This is a genomic window from Curtobacterium sp. MCJR17_020, assembly GCF_003234365.2.
GTDB lineage: Bacteria > Actinomycetota > Actinomycetes > Actinomycetales > Microbacteriaceae > Curtobacterium.
In genome coordinates, this window is the sequence record NZ_CP126260.1 from 2,732,642 (window position 1) to 2,751,751 (window position 19,110).

General features: G+C 70.0%; 20 protein-coding genes and 4 tRNA genes. 6 read left to right on the forward strand and 18 right to left on the reverse strand.

Annotated elements, in window-relative coordinates:
- Window positions 1-135 precede the first annotated feature (135 nt).
- The 3 genes from DEJ14_RS12805 to DEJ14_RS12815 form a co-directional block, all read right to left on the reverse strand.
- A complete protein-coding gene (locus tag DEJ14_RS12805; protein WP_111084255.1) occupies window positions 136-1,437 on the reverse strand; it encodes an ABC transporter substrate-binding protein in 1,302 nt (433 codons plus the stop codon).
- A 104-nt stretch (window positions 1,438-1,541) separates the two neighbouring features.
- Window positions 1,542-2,687 (reverse strand): Gfo/Idh/MocA family protein, encoded by a 1,146-nt coding sequence (locus tag DEJ14_RS12810; protein ID WP_111084256.1) that lies wholly within the window; start codon window positions 2,685-2,687, stop codon window positions 1,542-1,544.
- On the reverse strand, window positions 2,684-3,430 hold the full coding sequence (locus DEJ14_RS12815) for a sugar phosphate isomerase/epimerase family protein (protein ID WP_111084257.1): 747 nt from the start codon (window positions 3,428-3,430) through the stop codon (window positions 2,684-2,686). The genes DEJ14_RS12810 and DEJ14_RS12815 overlap by 4 nt, the downstream gene beginning before the upstream one ends.
- Before the next feature lie 144 nt (window positions 3,431-3,574).
- Between DEJ14_RS12815 and DEJ14_RS12820 the strand changes: the two genes are divergently transcribed.
- A complete protein-coding gene (locus tag DEJ14_RS12820) occupies window positions 3,575-4,786 on the forward strand; it encodes an ROK family transcriptional regulator (protein WP_181437421.1) in 1,212 nt (403 codons plus the stop codon).
- A 67-nt stretch (window positions 4,787-4,853) separates the two neighbouring features.
- Window positions 4,854-5,597, forward strand: a complete 744-nt coding sequence (locus tag DEJ14_RS12825; RefSeq protein ID WP_111084258.1) for a YqaJ viral recombinase family protein — start codon at window positions 4,854-4,856, stop codon at window positions 5,595-5,597.
- Here DEJ14_RS12825 and DEJ14_RS12830 read toward each other — a convergent pair.
- The 6 genes from DEJ14_RS12830 to DEJ14_RS12855 form a co-directional block, all read right to left on the reverse strand.
- A complete protein-coding gene (locus DEJ14_RS12830; RefSeq protein ID WP_111084259.1) occupies window positions 5,594-6,202 on the reverse strand; it encodes a Pr6Pr family membrane protein in 609 nt (202 codons plus the stop codon). The genes DEJ14_RS12825 and DEJ14_RS12830 overlap by 4 nt on opposite strands.
- Before the next feature lie 100 nt (window positions 6,203-6,302).
- On the reverse strand, window positions 6,303-6,992 hold the full coding sequence (gene rplA, locus DEJ14_RS12835) for a 50S ribosomal protein L1 (protein ID WP_111084260.1): 690 nt from the start codon (window positions 6,990-6,992) through the stop codon (window positions 6,303-6,305).
- A 90-nt stretch (window positions 6,993-7,082) separates the two neighbouring features.
- A complete protein-coding gene (rplK, locus tag DEJ14_RS12840) occupies window positions 7,083-7,514 on the reverse strand; it encodes a 50S ribosomal protein L11 (RefSeq protein ID WP_022906459.1) in 432 nt (143 codons plus the stop codon).
- Window positions 7,515-7,658: 144 nt separating this feature from the next.
- Window positions 7,659-8,672: a transcription termination/antitermination protein NusG gene (gene nusG, locus DEJ14_RS12845; protein WP_111084261.1), complete on the reverse strand. Its 1,014-nt coding sequence runs from the start codon at window positions 8,670-8,672 to the stop codon at window positions 7,659-7,661.
- Between the two features lie 119 nt (window positions 8,673-8,791).
- Window positions 8,792-9,055, reverse strand: coding sequence for a preprotein translocase subunit SecE (secE, locus tag DEJ14_RS12850; RefSeq protein WP_228504884.1), 264 nt, complete (start codon window positions 9,053-9,055; stop codon window positions 8,792-8,794).
- A 35-nt stretch (window positions 9,056-9,090) separates the two neighbouring features.
- A tRNA-Trp gene (locus tag DEJ14_RS12855) sits at window positions 9,091-9,163 on the reverse strand.
- A gap of 180 nt (window positions 9,164-9,343) precedes the next feature.
- On the opposite strand from DEJ14_RS12855, the gene DEJ14_RS12860 reads away from it, so the two are divergent.
- On the forward strand, window positions 9,344-10,525 hold the full coding sequence (locus DEJ14_RS12860; RefSeq protein ID WP_111084470.1) for a pyridoxal phosphate-dependent aminotransferase: 1,182 nt from the start codon (window positions 9,344-9,346) through the stop codon (window positions 10,523-10,525).
- Between the two features lie 85 nt (window positions 10,526-10,610).
- Here the strand turns inward: DEJ14_RS12860 and DEJ14_RS12865 are convergent, their stop codons facing one another.
- Genes DEJ14_RS12865 through DEJ14_RS12875 form a run of 3 tightly spaced genes read right to left on the reverse strand, consistent with a single transcriptional unit; the run spans window position 10,611 to window position 12,513 of the window.
- On the reverse strand, window positions 10,611-11,639 hold the full coding sequence (locus DEJ14_RS12865; RefSeq protein ID WP_111084263.1) for a UDP-N-acetylmuramate dehydrogenase: 1,029 nt from the start codon (window positions 11,637-11,639) through the stop codon (window positions 10,611-10,613).
- Between the two features lie 2 nt (window positions 11,640-11,641).
- Window positions 11,642-12,067: a MaoC/PaaZ C-terminal domain-containing protein gene (locus DEJ14_RS12870; RefSeq protein WP_111084264.1), complete on the reverse strand. Its 426-nt coding sequence runs from the start codon at window positions 12,065-12,067 to the stop codon at window positions 11,642-11,644.
- The gene (locus DEJ14_RS12875) at window positions 12,064-12,513 is read right to left on the reverse strand and encodes an FAS1-like dehydratase domain-containing protein (protein WP_111084265.1); all 450 of its coding nucleotides are present in this window, start codon (window positions 12,511-12,513) and stop codon (window positions 12,064-12,066) included. Before DEJ14_RS12875 ends, DEJ14_RS12870 begins: the two co-directional genes overlap by 4 nt.
- A 129-nt stretch (window positions 12,514-12,642) precedes the next feature.
- Between DEJ14_RS12875 and DEJ14_RS12880 the strand changes: the two genes are divergently transcribed.
- Window positions 12,643-13,041 carry a hypothetical protein gene (locus DEJ14_RS12880; RefSeq protein ID WP_146249686.1) on the forward strand — a complete coding sequence of 133 codons (399 nt, stop codon included), beginning with the start codon at window positions 12,643-12,645 and terminating at the stop codon, window positions 13,039-13,041.
- 117 nt (window positions 13,042-13,158) lie between these two features.
- Here the strand turns inward: DEJ14_RS12880 and DEJ14_RS12885 are convergent.
- The 5 genes from DEJ14_RS12885 to DEJ14_RS12905 form a co-directional block, all read right to left on the reverse strand.
- Window positions 13,159-13,232 (reverse strand) — tRNA-Met (locus tag DEJ14_RS12885).
- A gap of 32 nt (window positions 13,233-13,264) precedes the next feature.
- A tRNA-Thr gene (locus tag DEJ14_RS12890) sits at window positions 13,265-13,336 on the reverse strand.
- Window positions 13,337-13,429: 93 nt separating this feature from the next.
- Window positions 13,430-14,659 (reverse strand): peptidoglycan DD-metalloendopeptidase family protein, encoded by a 1,230-nt coding sequence (locus DEJ14_RS12895; protein WP_111084267.1) that lies wholly within the window; start codon window positions 14,657-14,659, stop codon window positions 13,430-13,432.
- Between the two features lie 148 nt (window positions 14,660-14,807).
- A complete protein-coding gene (locus DEJ14_RS12900; RefSeq protein ID WP_111084268.1) occupies window positions 14,808-15,629 on the reverse strand; it encodes an inositol monophosphatase family protein in 822 nt (273 codons plus the stop codon).
- A 57-nt stretch (window positions 15,630-15,686) separates the two neighbouring features.
- Window positions 15,687-15,771 (reverse strand) — tRNA-Tyr (locus DEJ14_RS12905).
- 136 nt (window positions 15,772-15,907) lie between these two features.
- Here DEJ14_RS12905 and DEJ14_RS12910 point away from each other — a divergent pair.
- Both DEJ14_RS12910 and cls read left to right on the forward strand, forming a co-directional pair.
- Entirely contained in the window at window positions 15,908-16,396 is a 489-nt protein-coding gene (locus tag DEJ14_RS12910; protein ID WP_111084269.1) for a YajQ family cyclic di-GMP-binding protein, read from the forward strand.
- A 5-nt stretch (window positions 16,397-16,401) separates the two neighbouring features.
- Complete coding sequence (gene cls / locus DEJ14_RS12915; RefSeq protein WP_111084270.1) at window positions 16,402-17,862, forward strand: cardiolipin synthase; 1,461 nt, start codon at window positions 16,402-16,404, stop codon at window positions 17,860-17,862.
- A gap of 69 nt (window positions 17,863-17,931) precedes the next feature.
- Here the strand turns inward: cls and DEJ14_RS12920 are convergent, their stop codons facing one another.
- The gene (locus tag DEJ14_RS12920; protein WP_111084271.1) at window positions 17,932-19,107 is read right to left on the reverse strand and encodes a heparan-alpha-glucosaminide N-acetyltransferase domain-containing protein; all 1,176 of its coding nucleotides are present in this window, start codon (window positions 19,105-19,107) and stop codon (window positions 17,932-17,934) included.
- Window positions 19,108-19,110: the final 3 nt, after the last annotated feature.

Below are 19,110 nucleotides of genomic sequence, written 5' to 3' on the forward strand. Positions count from 1 at the left end.
CGCTCACTGCCGGCGGATGGCCGGCTCTGGGGCTGTGGGGCTGGTGACGACCTGCCCCGGTGCGTCCGGCTGTGGACGCGAGGGGTGGAGGCCCGGGGGCGTCCTTGCGGACGCGCCCCGGGCCTCCTGGCTGGATCAGCCGTTCGCCTGGGACACCTGGTCCTGGGCGGTCTGCAGCGCGGTCTTGATGTCGCTGTCGGACACGGAGCCGCCGGTGGCGATCTTGGCGAACATGTCGTTCATCGCCTTGCCGACGGTGGACTCGAACTGGTCCTCGGCGGGGACCAGCGGGAGGGGCTTGGCCTTGTTGTTGTAGATGTCGAGGAACGTCTTCGTCTGCTCGTCGGTGACCGAGTCAGCCGCGGCGGCGAGCACCGGGAGGGCCGAGTACGGCTTGTCGAGCGTGGTCTGCGTGTCCGCGCTCGTCATGTACTTGACGAACTTGAGCGCGCCGTCCTTGTTCTTCGTGTTCTTGAAGATCGACAGGTTGATGCCGGCCGGGAACGACGCGATGTCCTCGCCGTCAGCGGTGGTCGGGAACGGCACGACGCCGAACTCGTCCGTCTTCATGCCCTGCGAGGTGATCGTCGCGTTCGCGTTGTTCTGCGTCAGCATCATCGCGGCCTTGCCGTTCGCGAAGTCCGAGACGGCCTGCGTGCCGTTGTCGTACTGCGCGTTCGAGGTGTTGACGACCTTGTCGGACTGCATCAGGTCGAGGTAGCGCTTGATGCCGTCGACGTTCGCCTTGTCGGTGAAGGTCGGCTTGCCGTCCTTGTCGAACCACTCGCCACCGTTCTGCGCCGAGGTGATGAACGCGAAGTGCGAGTTCTCGGTGTACGAACCACCGGCGATGGTGAAGCCGTACTTGCCGCCGGTCGTGAGCTTCTTGGCGTCCGCCGTGAGGTCTTCCCACGTGGTCGGCGCCTCGAGGCCGGCGTCCTTGAACATGGACTTGTTGTAGTACAGGCCGTACGCGAGGCCGTAGAGCGGGACGCTCGTGACGGTCTTGCCGGGGGCGCCACCGGTGGAGAGCGCGACCTTGCCGAACTTGTCGGCACCGCCGATCGCCTTCATCTCGGAGTCGCCGTACTCCTGGAACGCACCGGTCGCCTGGAGCGAGGTGGCCCAGGTGTTGCCGATGTTGACGACGTCCGGGCCCTGGCCCGAGGTGACGGCGGTCTGGATCTTCGTCTGCAGGTCGTTCCAGCCGATGACCTGGAGGTCGACCTTGATCCCGGTCTCCTTGGTGAACTTCTTGAGGACGGGGGTCAGCACCTCCTTGTCGTTCTGGAGCGACGTGCCCTGGTTGGACGCCCAGTAGGTGAGCGTCTTGGAGTCGCCGGAGGAACCGGACGATCCGGAGGAGCAGGCTGCGAGGCCGGTCACGGTGAGTGCGGCGGCCGCGGTGATGGCCAGTGCGCGGATGGCAGTGCGCATGACTCTCTACTTTCTCGTCGTTGAGATGGTGCAGGGATGGTGCAGGGGTGGTGCGGGATGGAACGTCGGGTGCTGCTGTGGTGTGCGGGGCGGATCCGGGCCGGTCAGGCCAGGGTCTGCTCCGCGGGGTCCCAACCCTCGGGGAGGGTCTGGGAGGGCGACACGGTGCTCTCGACGAGCACCGCCTCGCCACGTTCTGCCGCCTCGGCGATGGAGACCATCACGTCGAGGACGTGGAAGGCGAGGGCACCGGGGACACGGTTCTCGTCGCCTGCGCGGAGCGAGCGGGCGAGGTCGACCACGCCGGTGCCGCGCGAGTAGGTGGAGCCGACCGCGGGGATCGTCTCGGGCTCCTCGGCACCGAGCGCGTACAGCTCGGTGTCGCCGTCGAAGTTGTTCGGGTCCGGGAACACGACGGTGCCGGTCTCGCCCGCGATCTCGACGACGCCGGTGCGGCCGCGGTCCGACTCGAACGAGAAGACGCTCTGCGCGCTCCCGCCGTCCTCGAACTCGATCAGCGCGGAGTGGTTCGTCGGGACGTCGACGGGGAACACGGTGCCCGCCTTCGGGCCGGAGCCGATCGTGCGCGTGGCGCGGGACTTCGACGCCGTCGCCGTGACCTTCTTCACCGGACCGAACGTCTGCACCAGGGTGGTGATGTAGTACGGGCCGATGTCGAACAGCGGGCCGGCACCGTACGCGAAGAGGAACTCGGGGCTCGGGTGCCAGGACTCCGGGCCGGGGCTCTGGAAGAGCGTCAGGCCGTTGAGCGGCTTGCCGATGCGGCCGTCGCGGATGGTGCGGAGCGCGGTCTGCAGGCCGGCACCGAGGAAGGTGTCGGGTGCGACGCTGACGGTCTTGCCCGCGGCGCGTGCGGCGTCACGGAGTTCGGTCGCGCTCTCGCGGTCGAGGGCGTAGGGCTTCTCGCCCCACACGTGCTTGCCGGCGGCGAGGACCTGCAGGGCGACCTCGACGTGGGCTGCCGGGATCGTGAGGTTGACGACGATCTCGATGTCGTCGTCGGCCAGGAGCTCCTCGACGGTGCCCGACCCGGCGACGCCCCACTTCTCGGCCTGGGCGGCTGCGCGCGGCAGGTCGATGTCGGCGATGAAGCGGACCTCGACGTCGGGGAAGACGGTGAGGTTCGACAGGTACTGGTCGGAGATGACCCCGGCGCCGATGACGCCGACGCCGACGCGGCCGGTCCGGGTGCTGCTGTCGAGGGCGGTGGACGCCGTGGTGTCGGTCATGCGCGGGCCCCCTCGAGGAACGTGTAGGAGTCGGCGACCGCCTGGAAGACGTCGCCCTCGTGGCCGTCGAGCTCGACGACGTGGAGTGCGTCGGGTGCGGCGGCGAGGATCTCGCGGATCGGCATGATGCCGTTGCCCACGGCGACCTGCTTGTCGTCGTCGTGCGAGCCGTCGCCGTCCTTGACGTGCAGGAACTCGATCTTGTCGCCGTACTTGCCGATGATCGCCACCGGGTCGTCACCGCCGACCTTGACCCAGTAGGTGTCGAGCTCGAGCACGACGTCGTCGGAGAGCGCGTCGGCGAAGACCTCGTAGGCGCTGACACCGTCGATGCGGTTCGAGAACTCGAACGCGTGGTTGTGGTAGCCGAGGACCAGGCCGTGGTCGGCGGCGCGGGGGGCGAGGGCGCTCAGTTCGCGGGCGATGGCCTCGACGTCCTCGCGGGTGGTCCAGCGGGCCTCGTCGATGTGCGGGTCGATCAGGGTGCCGAGTCCGACGGTGACGCTCGCGTGGAAGATCCGCTCGAGGTCCTGCTCGCCGGCGTCCAGCAGTCGTGCGTGTCCGCTCGGGGCGGCGAGGCCGGCGTCGCGCAGCGCGGCGGCGAGTTCGTCGGCGTTGTCGACGAAGCCGAAGGCCTCGACGTTCGTGTAGCCGATGTCGGCGATGCGCTGGAGCGTGCCGGGCAGGTCGGCCGAGAGGGCGTCGCGGACGGTGTAGAGCTGAACCGAGATCGGTTGGGTCACCAGGGGTTCTCCTCGTCGAGATGGTGCGGTCGTCACTGACCGAGCGTCACACTATGACCACTTCTGTCGGCGGTCAAGCAGAAGTTCGTGGAAGGTCGACGAACTTCGTTGCGTGGCGCGTTCGATGTGTGCTTCACTCCCCCCATGGTCGACTTGACTCGGACGGCAGCGTCGCCTCCGGTCGGGACGAGCGAGCTCTTCCAGATCCTCCGCGACGGCGTGCCGCGGACCCGGGCCGAGCTCGCCGCACTGACAGGACTCGCACGCTCCACCATCGGCGTGCGCCTGGACGCCCTCATCGAGGTCGGTCTCGTCGGCCCCGTCGACACCGCCGTCTCCACCGGAGGACGGCCGCCGGCCCAGGTCGCGCTGAAGCCCCGCGCCCGACTCGTGATCGCCGCCGACCTCGGCGCCTCGCACGGCCGTGTCGCCGTCACCGACCTGGTCGCCGCCCCGCTCGCCACCCGCGAAGCACGCATCGACATCGCCGCCGGCCCCGTGGAGACCCTGTCGTGGCTGGTCGCCACCATCGACGAGCTGCTCGACGAGGTCGGCCGCGCCCGACAGGACGTCATCGCCATCGGCATCGGCGTGCCCGGTCCGGTCGAGTTCTCGACCGGCCGCCCGGCGAACCCGCCGATCATGCCCGGGTGGGACGGCTTCGACGTGCCGTCGTGGCTCCGCCAGCACATCGCAGCGCACGTCCTGCTCGACAACGACGTGAACATCGCGGCCCTCGGCGAGCGGGAGCACGGCTGGCCCGACGTCGACCACCTGTTGTTCGTCAAGGTCGCCACCGGCATCGGGTCCGGCATCGTGTCGGACGGCGAACTGCAGCGCGGCGCCCAGGGCACCGCCGGTGACATCGGCCACGTGCGGGTGTCCCGCGCCGGCGACGTCCCCTGCCACTGCGGCAACACCGGGTGCCTCGAGGCGGTGGCGTCCGGTCCGGCGATCGCCCGTGCCCTGCGTGCGAAGGGGCACGACGCCCACACCGGCGCCGACGTGCTGGACCTGGTGAACCGGTCCGACCTCGACGCGATCTACGCCGTCCGACAGGCGGGCCGCGACATCGGCGAGGTGCTCGCCACGTGCGTCTCGCTCATGAACCCGTCGGTGATCGTCCTGGGCGGCTCGATCACGCAGGCCGGGGAGCACCTGCTCGCCGGCGTCCGCGAGGTCGTCTACTCGCGGTCGATGCCGCTCGCCACCGAACACCTCGTCATCGCCCAGTCGCGTGCGGGGTCACTCGCCGCACTGCAGGGTGCAGCGGCACTGGCGATCGGCTACGCACTCTCCCCCGCCGGGGTCGACGAGCTGGTCGCGTACGCCGAGGGGCGCGAGCTGGTCTCCTGACGTGTGCGCTGCGCCTCGTGAGCGCGTCGGATTCGGTCCTGCCGGTGGTCGGGGGGAGAATCGACGAGTGACGATCGTGCAGCCCACCCTGTGGGGCGACCTGGACCCCGGACTGGGCCCACGCGAGCCGGTACCCGAGCGTCGCGAAGCGGCGGGCGGGCCGAGCTCGTGGGGAGAGGCCCGTCCCGGGTCGCTCGCGCCGGCTGCGGTCCCGGGGCGCGACGCGTTCACCGCCCTGCGCGGCCACACCGAGCGGATCGTCGCGCACTCCTCGGACCGCTTCGCCTGGCTCCGCGCCCGCGCCGCGGGCATCACCGCGACCGACGTCGCGCGGCTCGCCTCGCTGCACGCGGTCGAGGCCGTCGTCACCGAGAAGCGCTACGGCTCACGGTTCTCCGGCAACGCGTTCACCGAGCACGGCAAGGACCGCGAGCCCCACATCGCCGCCTGGGTCGCGGCCACGCACGGCATCCAGCCCTCGGCGCACCTGTTCCACGCCGCTGCGAACCGGGCGCACCTCGCAACCCCGGACGGCGTCGGGGTCCAGGGCTCGCGGGTGGTGCTCGCCGAGATCAAGACCACCGCGAAGGGCTGGCGGAGCATCCCCCGGCACTACCTGCGGCAGATCTGGTGGCAGCAGTACGTCCTCGGTGCCGATCGCACCCTGTTCGTCTGGGAGCGCCACGACGGCTTCGTCCCCGTCGCCGACGAGCCCGAGTGCCGCTGGGTCGACCGCGACGACGACCAGATCCGAGAGCTCGTGCAGCTCGCCGACCTGGTGCTCGACAAGCTGCGCGACTTCCGTTCCTAGACCTTGACGAGTCGCAGCCGACTCATCCCCACGACCAGGACGCCGAGCAACCCGATCGAGACGCCCACGCCGACGCAGTAGATCGCCACGACGCCGTAGCCCTGCGCGGGGTCGAGGAACGGGTACGGCACCCAGCCGTCGGTCGCGCCGCGGATCAGGATGACGATCGTCCACACCGCCGGGTAGATCAAGAACCACCAGACGTGGCGGAGGAGCAGCTTCGACCGGTCCGAGAACAGCAGCCAGTCGAGGACCGCGTACGCGGGGATGACCTTGTGCAGCACGTCGTTCGACCACTGGACGTTCGCCGACACGTCCACGTTCGTCAGCAGGGTGTTGTAGACGATCCCGGTCGTGGCGATGTAGACCGTGCCGGCGCCCCGGAGCAGGCTCACCCGCAGATCCCCACGCTTGCGGCGGGCCGAGGCGACGAGGGTGACCGCCAGGGCCACGGCGATGATGACGTTCGACTGGATCGTGAAGTAGCCGAAGAAGTTCCAGGGGCTGTAGGCGCCCGTCTTCGAGCTGACGAGCCACTGGGCGACGATCGCGACGACGACGGCGATGACGGCGATCAACCGGAGCGAGTTGACGAAGGTGCGCACGAGACCACGCTACCGGGACGCGCGCCCCCGCACGCGAGAAGGGCCCGCACCGTTGCCGGTGCGGGCCCTTCCGTGAGTCAGTGACTCGGAGTCAGCGGACTCAGATGCTGTTGACGTCCAGCGGGATGCCGGGACCGAAGGTCGTCGAGACGGCGCCCTTCATGACGTAACGGCCCTTCGAGGAGCTCGGCTTGAGGCGGTTGATCTCCTCGAGCGCGGTCGAGATGTTCTCGTCGAGCTGCTCCGGCGTGAACGAGGCCTTGCCGACGACGAAGTGCACGTTGGCGTGCTTGTCGACGCGGAACTCGATCTTGCCGCCCTTTATGTCGTTGACGGCCTGCGCCACGTTCGGGGTCACGGTGCCGGTCTTCGGGTTCGGCATGAGGCCACGCGGGCCGAGCACCTTGCCGAGACGACCGACCTTGCCCATGAGCTCGGGCGTCGCGACGGCGGAGTCGAAGGCGGTGTAGCCCTCGGCGACCTTCGCGATGAGCTCGTCGCCACCGACCTCGTCGGCGCCGGCTGCGATCGCGGCCTCGGCCGCTGCACCCGTCGCGAACACGATGACGCGGGCGGTCTTGCCCGTGCCGTGCGGCAGGATGACCGTGCCGCGGACCATCTGGTCCGCCTTGCGCGGGTCGACGCCGAGCTTCAGTGCGACCTCGACCGTGGAGTCGGTCTTCGCAGAACCGGTCTCCTTGGCCAGGGCGACTGCCTCGGTCGGGGTGTAGAACTTGTCGGCCTCGATCTTCGCGGCCGCGGCTTCGTAGGCCTTGGACTTCTTCGCCATGGTGGTCTCCTTGCGAGATACGTGGTTGACGAGCCGGCGCGGCTCTCCCACGGAAAGGTGTCTGGGTGTGGGCCGGAGCCCGATCGGTGCTTAGGCCTCGACCGTGATGCCCATCGAGCGTGCGGTGCCGGCGATGATCTTCGCGGCCTGCTCGATGTCGTTGGCGTTCAGGTCGGCCTGCTTGGTCTCGGCGATCTGACGGACCTGGTCCATCGAGATCTTCGCGACCTTGACCGTGTGCGGGGTCGCAGACCCCTTCTGCACTCCAGCAGCCTTCTTGATGAGCTCAGCGGCCGGCGGGGTCTTCAGGACGAACGTGAACGAACGGTCCTCGTAGACGGTGATCTCGACCGGCACGACGTTGCCACGCTGCGACTCGGTCGCCGCGTTGTACGCCTTGCAGAACTCCATGATGTTGACGCCGTGCTGACCGAGTGCCGGACCGATCGGCGGGGCCGGGTTGGCGGCTCCCGCGTTGATCTGCAGCTTGATCAGGCCCGTGACCTTCTTCTTCGGTGCCATGACTTGTCTTCCTCCTGGAATCGAACGCACGGGGATCCGTGCGCTCTCCCGCTGGTCCGGCCGTTCCGGACCGCGGTGAAGGCCCACACGCACGAGGCGTGCGGGCCCAAACTCGATGAGTCTACCCGAACGGGCAGACCTGGACTAGAGCTTCGTGACCTGGTCGAAGCTGAGCTCGACCGGGGTCTCGCGCTCGAACAGCGAGACGAGGACGGTGAGCTTGCCGCTCTCCGGCTTGATCTCGGAGATCGAACCCGGCAGGCCCGCGAACGAGCCTTCCTTGATGGTGATCGTCTCGCCGACCTCGAAGTCGACCTCGGCCGCGGGCTGCGCCTGCAGGGAACCGCCGGACTTCGAGCCACCCTTGGTCGGGGCGGCCTCGGCGACCTGCACGAGGGACTTGAGCATGCCGAACGCCTCGTCGAAACGGAGCGGCGTCGGGTTGTGGGCGTTGCCGACGAAGCCGGTGACACCGGGGGTGTGCCGGACGACGGACCACGAGTCCTCGTTGAGGTCCATGCGGACGAGCACGTACGAGGGGATCCGGACGCGGGTGACCAGCTTGCGCTGCCCGTTCTTGATCTCGACGACGTCCTCCATCGGGACCTCGACCTGGTAGATCGACTCCTCCATCGACATCGACACCATGCGGTTCTCGATGTTCGACTTCACGCGGCGCTCGAAGCCCGCGTAGGAGTGGATGACGTACCACTTGCCCGGCTTCATCCGCAGCTCGACCTTGAAGGCCTCGTACGGGTCGACCTCGGCCTCTTCGGCGTCGTCGTCCTCGGCGTCGATCGCTTCGTCGGCGGCGAGGGTTTCGTTCGCCTCTTCGGCGGTCTCGGACTCGAGTTCGATCTCTTCCTCGTCCTCGACCGCCTCGACGGCGGCCTCGGCCTCGTCAGCGGAGTCGATCTCGAGGGCGTCCTCGACGACGGCGTCGGCCTCGGGGTCCTTGGACTCCTGCAGTGCCGTCAGCTCCTCGTCGATGCCGAGGGACTCGTCGTCCTCGGACTCGACGGAGATCGCGCGCTCCTCGGCGGACTCGGCGGAGCGCTCCTCGCCGGTCTCGACGTCGCCTTCCTGGTTCTCCTCGACCTCGGAGGACTGCTCGGCAGCCGTCGCGAGGTCGATGTCGTCGCGGGAGTAGTCAGACACAGTCGATTCTTTCCGTTCGGTGGTGCGGGTCGGGATGGCGGACGGTCCTGGTCACGATCGGCACCGTCTCGGGCGACCGTACTCCAGTGGACTGCCGCACTCGGCAGTCGACGTCCGGGTCAGGCCGTGGGCCCGTTGCCGAAGACGTACCCGACGCCGAGACCGAACACGAAGTCGAGGATCGACACCAGGATCATCATCACGACGACGAAGACGAGCACGACCAGCGTGTAGCTGAAGAGCTCCTTGCGGGTCGGGGTCACGACCTTGCGCAGTTCGCCGATCACCTGACGGATGAAGAGCACGATGGCAGCGATCGGACCCCGGCGCTCGGCCCGGTCCTGCTTCGCCTTGGCGACGACGTCGTCCGCCGTCGTCTCCATGTCTTTGCTCGCCAACTTCTACCCTTCCAGAGTTGCAGGGCGGACAGGACTCGAACCTGCAACCTGCGGTTTTGGAGACCGCTGCTCTACCAATTGAGCCACCGCCCTTCAGAGCACGCCCGTCACCGATCGTGTTCCGGTGGTCGAGTGTACGGGAGTCCGTCACACGGTGTCCACTTGGCCCCCTCCACGGCGTGCCGCGCCGATAGGCTGGCACCCGTGAGCACCGCAGCCCCCGGCCCCGAGTCCACCGCAACCCCCGCCGCCGCGCCGACCGATCGGCCGCGCATCGCGTCCCGCATCGCAGCGATCGCCGAGTCCGCGACGCTCAAGGTCGACGCGAAGGCCAAGGCCCTGAAGGCCGCGGGCCGACCCGTCATCTCCTTCGCCGCCGGCGAGCCCGACTTCGCCACGCCCGACCACGTGGTCGCCGCCGCGGTCGAGGCCGCACAGGACCCGAAGAACCACCGGTACACGCCGGCGACCGGGCTTCCGGAGCTGAAGCAGGCCATCGCCGAGAAGACCGCACGCGAGTCCGGCATCACCGTCGAGCCGTCGCGGGTGATCGTCACCAACGGCGGCAAGCAGGCCGTCTACCAGGCGTTCCAAACGATCGTCGACGCCGGCGACGAGGTCCTGCTCCCCGCCCCGTACTGGACCACCTACCCCGAGGCCATCCGCCTGGCCGGCGGCGAACCGGTCGAGGTCTTCGCCGGCAGCGACCAGGGCTACCTCGTCACCGTCGAGCAGCTCGAGGCCGCGCGCACCCCGAAGACGAAGGCGCTGCTGTTCTGCTCGCCGTCGAACCCGACCGGCGCCGTGTACACCGCCGAGCAGACCAAGGCCATCGGCGAGTGGGCACTCGAGCACGGCATCTGGGTGATCAGCGACGAGATCTACCAGGACCTCGTGTACGACGGACTGCGCTTCACCGGCATCCTCGACGCCGTGCCGGCCCTCGCCGACACCACCATCCTGGTCAACGGCGTCGCGAAGACCTACGCGATGACCGGCTGGCGCGTCGGCTGGTTCATCGGCCCGGCCGACGCGGTCAAGGCCGCGTCGAACCTGCAGTCGCACCTGTCGTCGAACGTGTCGAACGTGTCCCAGCGCGCCGCGATCGCCGCCCTGACCGGGCCGCAGGAGCCGGTGGCGGCCATGCGCGAGGCCTTCGACCGCCGTCGGCAGGCCATCGTCGCCGGGCTCAACGCGATCCCGGGCTTCGTCACGCCGACCCCGCAGGGCGCCTTCTACGTCTACCCCGACGTCACCGCACTGCTCGGTCGTGCGTGGGCGGGGTCGACCCCGACGACGACCCTCGAGCTGGCCGACCTGATCCTCGAGCACGCCGAGGTCGCGGTCGTCCCGGGCGAGGCCTTCGGTCCCTCCGGGTACCTGCGCCTGTCGTACGCCCTCGGCGACGACGACATCGCCGAGGGTGTGGCCCGCCTGGCGGAGTTCTTCGCGTAGCACCCCCCCACGCAGAACGGGCCGCCTCGTCGAGGTGGCCCGTTCTGCGTTCCGGGAGGCCCGTGGCCGGGTCGTGCCCGTGCGTTCAGTCGAGCAGGTCCCCGACCACGACGGGCTCCGGCACGAGTGACACGCCGAAGCGGTTCAGGACCGTGACCTGCACGTACCGTGCGAGCTCGGCCACCTGGGCCGCCGTCGCGCCGCCACGGTTCGTCAGGGCCAGGGTGTGCTTCGACGAGATCGCCGCGCGCGACCCCGGCACGGCGTAGCCACGGTGCACCCCGGCGTGCTCGATGAGCCAGGCGGCGCTGAGCTTGACGTCGTCGCCGGCCGGCCAGCGTGGCGCGTCGGTGGGGAGGGTCTCGGCGAAGGCCGCGGAGACGATCGGGTTCGTGAAGAACGACCCGGCGCTCCAGGTGTCCCGGTCGTCGGCGTCGAGCACCATGCCCTTCGAGGCGCGGAGGCGCAGGACCTCGTCGCGGACCGTCGCGGGTTCCACGAGGGCACCGAGGTCGACCCCGAGCGAACCGGCGAGCTGGGCGTACCGCACCGGGACGCCGTGTTCACCCGCTGTGCCGAGGCGGAACTCGACCGTCAGCACCACACCGCGGCGTCCGTGCTTGAGGGTCGACGTGCGGTAGCCGAGCGCCAGCTCGGCCGCGGGCACCCACGTGCGCTCCCCCGTGGCCGCATCGAGGAACTCGACCCGGGTGAGCACGTCGGAGAGCTCGACCCCGTAGGCGCCGATGTTCTGCACGGGGGCGGCGCCGACGGTGCCCGGGATGCCGCTGAGGGCCTCCAGGCCGGTCCAGCCGTTCGCGACGGTGGTGGCGACGAACGCGTCCCAGGGTTCGCCGGCCGCGACGCGGACGGTGACGCCGTCGGCGTCCGTGTCGGCGTCCACGCCCGTGGTGCGGACCAGGACGACGGTGCCGTCGAAGCCGGAGTCGGCGACCAGCACGTTGCTGCCGCCGCCGAGGACCAGCCACTCGTGGTCGTCCCACGCGGTCTGCGTGTGGGCGACGAGCTCGTCGGTCGTCGTGGCCGTGAGCAGCCGCGTGGCCGGCCCGCCGACGCCGAGCGTCGTGAGGTCGGCGAGCACCGGCTCGTGCACGGTCAGCGGAACGTCACCGTGACCTGCGCCTTGCCGAGCACGGTCTGCCCGCCGGCGGTCACGGTGAGGTCGATGCGCTTCGGTCGGCCGTCGTCGTCGACGGTGCCGACCTTGGCGACGATGCCGATGGTCGCGCCCTGCTCCGGGTCAACGACGACGGGGCGGGTGAAGCGGACGCCGTAGCCCGCGACCCAGCCGCTGTCGCCGAGCCACTCGGAGACCGGCTGCACGGCGAGGCCCATCGTGAGCATGCCGTGCGCGAGGACGCCGGGCAGGCCGACCGAGGCGGCGACGTCGTCGCGGTAGTGGATCGGGTTGAAGTCACCGGAAGCGCCGGCGTAGCGGACGAGCGAGTCGCGGGTGACGTGCACCTCGCGCTCGGCGACGACCGTGCCGACCTCGATCGCGGTGGCGGGTGCGGCGGTCATGCGTCGTCTCCTCGGACCACGAGGGTCGACGTCGCCGTGACGACGTGCTCCCCCGCGGCGTCGTTCATGGTGCTCTGGGCCGTGACCATCGCGTTGCCGCCGAGCGTCTTGACGCTCGTCACGGTCAGGGTCGCGGTGAGTTCGTCGCCGGCCACGATGGGCCGGTCGTAGGTGAAGGACTGCTCACCGTGGACGACACGGGAGAAGTCGATGCCGGCGTCCGGCTCGGCCAGGAGCTGCGCGAGCGTGGCTTCCTGCACGACGACCGCGAAGGTCGGCGGGGCGACGACGTCGGCGTACCCGGCGGCGCGGGCGGCGTCGGGTTCGTGGTGGACGGGGTTGGTCGCGAACACCGCGCGCGAGAACTCGCGCACCTTCTCGCGACCGACCAGGTAGGGCTGGGCCGGCGGGAACGTCCTGCCGACGAGCTCGGGGTTCACTGACACGTCGGCAGTCTACCGACGCCCGTCCTGGGGCCTGTCGATGCTGAGGATGCATCGGCTAGGCTGGCCGCGCCGGTTCGGGGGAATCGGCGTTCCGGTCGCGACACCGGATCAGGGGACGGGGGAGCAACGATGGACACCAGGACAGAGTTCGCCGTGCACACGGGCGACCGCTGCACCGCGATGGAGGTCGCCGGCGCGGCACTCCGCACGGCGGGACACCGCGTCGAGTCGACCGGTGGGACCCTCACCGCGACGACCGGCAACCTGCTCCTGACGATCCTGCTCGGCGCGCTCGTGCACCCGTCCCGCGAGTTCCGCCGCTACGAGCTGTCGACGACCGTCACCGGGGCGTCCACCACGATCACGCTGCGGCACAGCGGACACGGCACGGCCGTCTCCGGCGGCAGCATCGGCGCGAGCCGGCGACGAGCCGCGTGGCACGAGGTGAACGCCGCGATCGAGCGCGCCCTGCGCGCGGCCGGCGTGCTGCAGACGCGCACCGACACGGGGTCGCACTCCGCGCTGTAGGGCCGACCCCAGGGCGGACGGGAGGCCCGGGGGTGCGTCCGCCACGCGCCTCCTGGCACGCACCTGGTCCAGTGCGGGAACGACGAAAGCCCGGCGAACAGATCGCCGGGCTTGCTGTAGCGAGGGCGGGACTTGAACCCGCGACCCCACGATTATGAGTCGTGTGCTCTAACCAACTGAGCTACCCCGCCAGAGATCCGGAGCGACACGCGCACCGGGTCGGAGCCCCGAGTCAGGATTGAACTGACGACCCCCTCCTTACCATGGAGGTGCTCTACCACTGAGCTATCGGGGCGATGTGCCGCGAACGGCACCACACGAGGATAGCAGACCTCCGACGCTGCTCCGGAACCGGGCGAGACGCCCGGGCGTGCCGCGTCGGCGACCGCTAGTTCGCGTTGGTCTGGAGCCACGCCAGCGGGTCCACGGGGACCCCGTCGACGTGCACTTCGAGGTGCAGGTGCGGGCCCGTGGAGTTGCCCGTGCTGCCCACGAGCCCGAGCTCGTCGCCGACCTCGATCTGCTGACCGGTGACCACCTTGAAGGAGTTGTCCTCCATGTGGCCGTACACGCTGACGAACTGCTTGCCGTCGACGTCGTGCTCCACCCAGACGTCGTTGCCGAAGCCGCCGTCGTTCGCCTGGACCTTGATGACGGTGCCGGCGGCGATGACCCGGATCGGGGTGCCCTCGCCGGGAGCGAAGTCGACGCCCATGTGGTTCGTCGAGCAGAACGAACAACCCGCGACCTGACGACCGCCGAAGCCGGAGGTGATCGGGACGCCGGTGAGGAACGGCCACTGGATCGTGCCGGTCGGGTCGTTGGTGAAGCTCGAGGCGTCGACGTTCTTGTACTGCGTGGCGTCCGACACCGTGTACTGGTCGCGGGTCGTCGACCCGTCGGCTGCGGCGCTGACGCTCATCGACTGGGTCGCACCGCTCGCCGTCGACCGGGCCGCGGTCGACCCGGTCTCGGGCACGTAGAGCGCCTGGGCGGGCAGCGACGTCGAGACGACGAGACCGGCGACGAAGAGGAGCGCACCGACGGCCGTGACGCGCGAGGCCGCACGGCGGAACGAGGCGCCCTGCTTCCGGGCGGCGGGAGCCGGGGCTGGCACGGCAGCGGTGCGGCTGGCCGCGATGTGCCGGGTGGCGCGGTCGACCTGCACGGCCGGTGCAGCACGGCCGGTCCGCCGACGGGACGCCGGGACCTGGCCGATGACACGGCGGGGCTGGGGTGCGACGGCCTCCGCTGCAGCGGCGGCCGGCGCGGTGCGCGGCGCCGTGGCGCGGACGTCCGGCGACGTGGGAGCCGGCGGGGTCGTGATGCGGGAGGCCGGTCGGACCGCCGACTCCGGCAGGGCGGGCGAGACCGGTGCGAGGTCGATCGGCGACACGGGAGCGGCGGCCGACGAGGGCGTGGTCAGCCCGACGACCTCGTCGAACGACGGGCCCGCGGCACGGTCGGGTGCGACGTCCTGCGCGTGGTCCTGCGTGACGGGAGCACCCTTCGCAGCAGCTCGCTCCGCCTCGATCCGTGCTCGTCGGGTCAGGTGGACGACCGGGGTGGCGGCGTCGACGGGACCGGTGGGGACGGACGTCAGTGGGGAGTGGGGCATGCGTGCGGTGGCGATCCTGATCGGGGAGGGGGCGCGCTCGTTGGTAACGAGCAGATAACGGGACCTGAGCACGGTAGCAAACGTCGTCGCACGTCGCCAGTCGTGGTCATGTCCACCGTGCACCCCCAGAGCGAGGGACCGGCGGACCTCAGACGCCGAGCGCCTCGGCTTCCAGCCCGCGCAGCAGCACCTCGAGGTCGTCGGCCACCGCGGGGCTCGCGAACAGGAAGGAACGGGTCCCGCCGGCCTCCCAGATGCGGACCGACGCTCCGGCCTCGCGCGCGACGACGGAGCCGCCGGCCATGTCCCACGGGTTGATCCCGCGCTCGTAGTAGGCGTCGACGACCCCGGTCCCGACCGCGCAGCAGTCGAGCGACGCCGCTCCTCCGCGCCGGATGTCCCGCACCTCGCCGATCAGCCCGGCGAGCACGGACACCTGCTCGCGGCGCCGGTCAGCCGTGTACCCGAAGCCCGTCGCCACGAGTGTCTCGGCGAGCGAGGCCGGAGCACTGACGGACAGGGGCACGCCGTCACGGGTGGCGCCCTGTCCGGCGGCGGCACGGAACACCACCCTGGTCGCGGGAGCGACCACGACGCCGGCGATCGGCTCCCACGTCGTCGGGTCGGCGGAACCCCGCACGACGCCGATGCTCACGCCGTACTCGGCGCTGCCGTACAGGTAGTTCACCGTGCCGTCGATCGGGTCGACGACCCAGGTGATGCCCGACTCCCCCGACGCCGAGCCGGACTCCTCGCCGTGGAACGCGTCGTCCGGCCGGGCCTCGGCGATCCGGGCGCGGATGAGCGCCTCGACCTCGCGGTCCGCCGCCGTGACCACGTCGACGATGCTCGACTTCCGGTCGGCGACCTCGACCCCCTCGGCACGTCGTCGTGCGGCGAGCGTGGCCGCTTCGCGCGCGATCGTCTCGGCGAGGTCGGCGAACTGGGACGGTGTGCGGTCGGATGCCATGTACCGATCCTGCCAGGGACGACGAAAGCCCCGTCCGGAGAGGACGGGGCTTCTCGATGGTGGCAAGTGAGGGATTCGAACCCCCGAAGGCTACGCCGGCTGATTTACAGTCAGATCCCTTTGGCCGCTTGGGTAACTTGCCATGCGCACCCAGCCGGTGTGATCACCAACCGAAGGCGCGCACAAAAGCATAGCGGATCCGGAACGGTGGTCGTGACCACCGCCGGCCGACCGCCGGAGCCGAACCGGGCCTCCCGTCCGCCGTTAGGCTGTCCGGCATGGCAGACAGTTCCTTCGACGTGGTCAGCAAGGTCGACAAGATGGAGGCGGAGAACGCCCTCAACCAAGCGGCCAAGGAGATCGAGCAGCGGTACGACTTCAAGGGCGCGGACGCGTCGGTCGCCTTCAGCGGCGAGGACGTCCTCATCAAGGCGAACTCGGAAGAGCGCGCGAAGGCCGTCCTCGACGTCCTGCAGAGCAAGGCGATCAAGCGCAACATCAGCCTGAAGAGCCTCGACGCCGGCGACCCCTACCCCTCGGGGAAGGAGTACCGCATCGAGGTGAAGTTCAAGAACGGCATCGAGCAGGACGTCGCGAAGAAGATCGGCGCGTTCCTGCGCGCCAACGCCCCGAAGACCGTGAAGAGCCAGATCCAGGGCGACGAGCTACGGGTCTCCTCGAAGAGCCGCGACGACCTGCAGAACACGATCCAGCTCCTCAAGGGTGAAGAGTTCGACGTCCCGTTGCAGTACATCAACTTCCGCTGACGTCCGTGGAGCACTGGCTCACCGTCGCGATCACCGTCCTGGCCGTCCTGCTGGACCTGGCGATCCGCGCCTTCTCGATCATCTACGTCCCGATCAACCGGAAGCCGCAGACGGCGACGGCCTGGTTGCTGGCGATCTTCCTCATCCCCTACATCGGCTTCATCGTCTTCCTGGTCATCGGGTCGACGAAGTTGCCGCGCGCCCGGCGTGAGAAGCAGACCGAGATCAACGCGTACATCCTCGAGCAGACCGAGGGCATCGAACGCGTGCGCCGTGACCACCCGTGGCCGCTGTGGCTCGAGAGCATCACCACGCTGAACCGCGAACTCGGCGCCATGCCGCTGGTCGGCGGCAACTCGGCGGAGCTCTACCCCGACTCCGAGGAGTCGATCGCGGAGATGACCCGGGCGATCGAGCAGTCGCGTCGGTTCGTGCACGTCGAGTTCTACATCGCGACGCTCGACGACACCACGCGACCGTTCTTCGACGCGCTCGCCCGCGCACAGGCCCGCGGCGTCACCGTCCGGTTCCTGCTCGACCACTGGGCGAGCCGTGGTTACCCCGGGTACAAGGACACGCTGGCGTTCATGGACCGCGCCGGCATCGAGTGGCACCTCATGCTCCCGCTGCTGCCGCTGCAGGGGAAGTTCCAGCGCCCCGACCTCCGCAACCACCGGAAGATCATGGTCATCGACGGCTCGGTCGCGTTCACCGGCTCGCAGAACCTGATCGACGCCTCGTACGACATCAAGTCGCACATCGAGAAGGGCATGGTCTACAAGGACCTGTTCGCCCGGTTCGAGGGGCCGGTCGTCGCGGGGTTGAACGCCCTGTTCGTCACCGACTGGTACAGCGAGACCGACGAACTGCTGCTCCGCGAGAGCGACCCCGTCCAGCGGGCGGACCGCGGCGATGCCCTCGACTGCCAGGTGGTGCCGTCCGGGCCCGGGTTCGACGGCGAGAACAACCTGCGCCTGTTCAACGCGCTGCTCTACTCAGCGCAGAAGAAGGTGTCGATCACCTCGCCGTACTTCGTGCCGGACGACTCGATGCTCTACGCCATCACGACGACCGCCCAGCGCGGCGTCGAGGTCGAGCTCTTCGTCGGCGAGATGGGCGACCACGCCATGACGTGGCACGCGCAGCGCTCGTACTACGAGGGACTGCTCCGCGCCGGTGTGCGGATCTGGCTGTACCGCGCGCCGACGATCCTGCACGCCAAGCACTTCACCATCGACGACGAGGTGTCGGTGATCGGGTCGAGCAACATGGACATGCGTTCGTTCAGCCTGAACCTCGAGGTCTCGGTCATGGTCCGTGGCCACCGCTTCGTCGACGCCCTGCGCGAGGTGCAGGACGCCTACAAGGAGCACAGCTTCGAGCTCACGCTCGACGAGTGGGTCGACCGTCCGCGCCGCTCCAAGGTGCTCGACAACGTCGCGCGGCTCACGGCAGCGCTGCAGTAGCGCGCACTGTCGCGCTGTCGCTCTGTCGCGTTGTCGGACGGGAGGCGCGGGTCGGCCCCGGCAGAGCGCTCAGCGCATCGGGACGAGGGATGCCAGGGCCGCGACGGCCCGCTCGAGCGGGCCCCGGCCGAGGAACCGGCGCCAGACCATCGCGAACAGGATCGAGACGAGCGCGAACCAACCCCACGCCTCGGCCGACTCGGGGTAGGTCGGCAGCATCGCGATCACCACGAGGTGTCCCGAGTAGACCGTGAGCGGCATCGACCCGACCGCGGCGAGCGGGAACGCGATCCGCTCGGCGACCCGGCCTCGCCCGTCGAACACGAGGGTGCAGAGCGCGATGACCGCCACCGCCACCCCCGCGGTACCGACCACGTCCACCGTCGTCGACGAGTGGTCGCGCGGTGACAGGAAGAGCTGGGCGACGGCCTCGGCCGGCGTGCTGCCGTCGGCCGCGTACGGGACGCCCGGGAACGCGAACGCGGCCCCGGGTGGCAGCGGCGCGAGGACCGTGCCGACGACGTACGCGGTGGCGGCGACCAGTGCGCCGGACGCGAGGAGCACGACCTGCGTGCCCCGGGCCTCTCCCCACCGGCACGGCCCGGACGCCGCTGGCGCGTCGTCCGGGAACCGGCGGCGTGGGCCCAGACCGGACCTGGCGACGGCGAGACCGACCAGGACGTACGCCAGGAAGGTGACCACGGGGTAGACCAGACCGAGCTGCACGCCGACCATGCCGGCGTCGGCGTAGGCCGGTGCGGTCGAGACGGCGACGATCGGCGACAGCACAGCGCAGGCGCCCGCGATGGCGAGGAGCCACGCAGGGCGGACCCGGAGCACCGGGATCACCAGCAGGAACAGCACTCCGTAGGTCGGCAGGATGACGTAGACCGGGGTGTCCAACGCGATGAGCACGAAGCCGATGGCGACGACGGCCGCGGCGCGGACCGCCAGGCGCGCCCGGACCCGTCCGATCACGGCGGGGCCCGGCGGAGTCGTCCGACCGCTCGTCAGGCCGATCGACACCCCGGCGAGGACGGCGAACAGCGTGGACGGGCGCCCGTGCGCCACGGCGGACCACGTCGAGGGATCCGACCAGTCGAGCTGGTCCGCGATGCCGCCGATGTGCGCAGCCATCATGCCGAGCAACGCGACCGCACGCGCGACGTCGACGCCCTGCAGTCGCACGCCGGAGACGGACGCGCCCCGCACCGCCGTGGGCGGGACGGGGCGCGTGTCGGTCATCGC

Excerpts from the sequence above, each read along its gene's own strand:
- DEJ14_RS12805 (WP_111084255.1), bottom strand. The coding sequence starts at position 1,437 with ATGCGCACTGCCATCCGCGCACTGGCCATCACCGCGGCCGCCGCACTC.
- DEJ14_RS12810 (WP_111084256.1), bottom strand. The coding sequence starts at position 2,687 with ATGACCGACACCACGGCGTCCACCGCCCTCGACAGCAGCACCCGGACC.
- DEJ14_RS12820 (WP_181437421.1), top strand. The coding sequence starts at position 3,575 with ATGGTCGACTTGACTCGGACGGCAGCGTCGCCTCCGGTCGGGACGAGC.
- rplA (WP_111084260.1), bottom strand. The coding sequence starts at position 6,992 with ATGGCGAAGAAGTCCAAGGCCTACGAAGCCGCGGCCGCGAAGATCGAG.
- rplK (WP_022906459.1), bottom strand. The coding sequence starts at position 7,514 with ATGGCACCGAAGAAGAAGGTCACGGGCCTGATCAAGCTGCAGATCAAC.
- secE (WP_228504884.1), bottom strand. The coding sequence starts at position 9,055 with ATGGAGACGACGGCGGACGACGTCGTCGCCAAGGCGAAGCAGGACCGG.
- DEJ14_RS12870 (WP_111084264.1), bottom strand. The coding sequence starts at position 12,067 with ATGACCGCCGCACCCGCCACCGCGATCGAGGTCGGCACGGTCGTCGCC.
- DEJ14_RS12880 (WP_146249686.1), top strand. The coding sequence starts at position 12,643 with ATGGACACCAGGACAGAGTTCGCCGTGCACACGGGCGACCGCTGCACC.
- DEJ14_RS12895 (WP_111084267.1), bottom strand. The coding sequence starts at position 14,659 with ATGCCCCACTCCCCACTGACGTCCGTCCCCACCGGTCCCGTCGACGCC.
- DEJ14_RS12900 (WP_111084268.1), bottom strand. The coding sequence starts at position 15,629 with ATGGCATCCGACCGCACACCGTCCCAGTTCGCCGACCTCGCCGAGACG.
- DEJ14_RS12910 (WP_111084269.1), top strand. The coding sequence starts at position 15,908 with ATGGCAGACAGTTCCTTCGACGTGGTCAGCAAGGTCGACAAGATGGAG.
- DEJ14_RS12920 (WP_111084271.1), bottom strand. The coding sequence starts at position 19,107 with ATGACCGACACGCGCCCCGTCCCGCCCACGGCGGTGCGGGGCGCGTCC.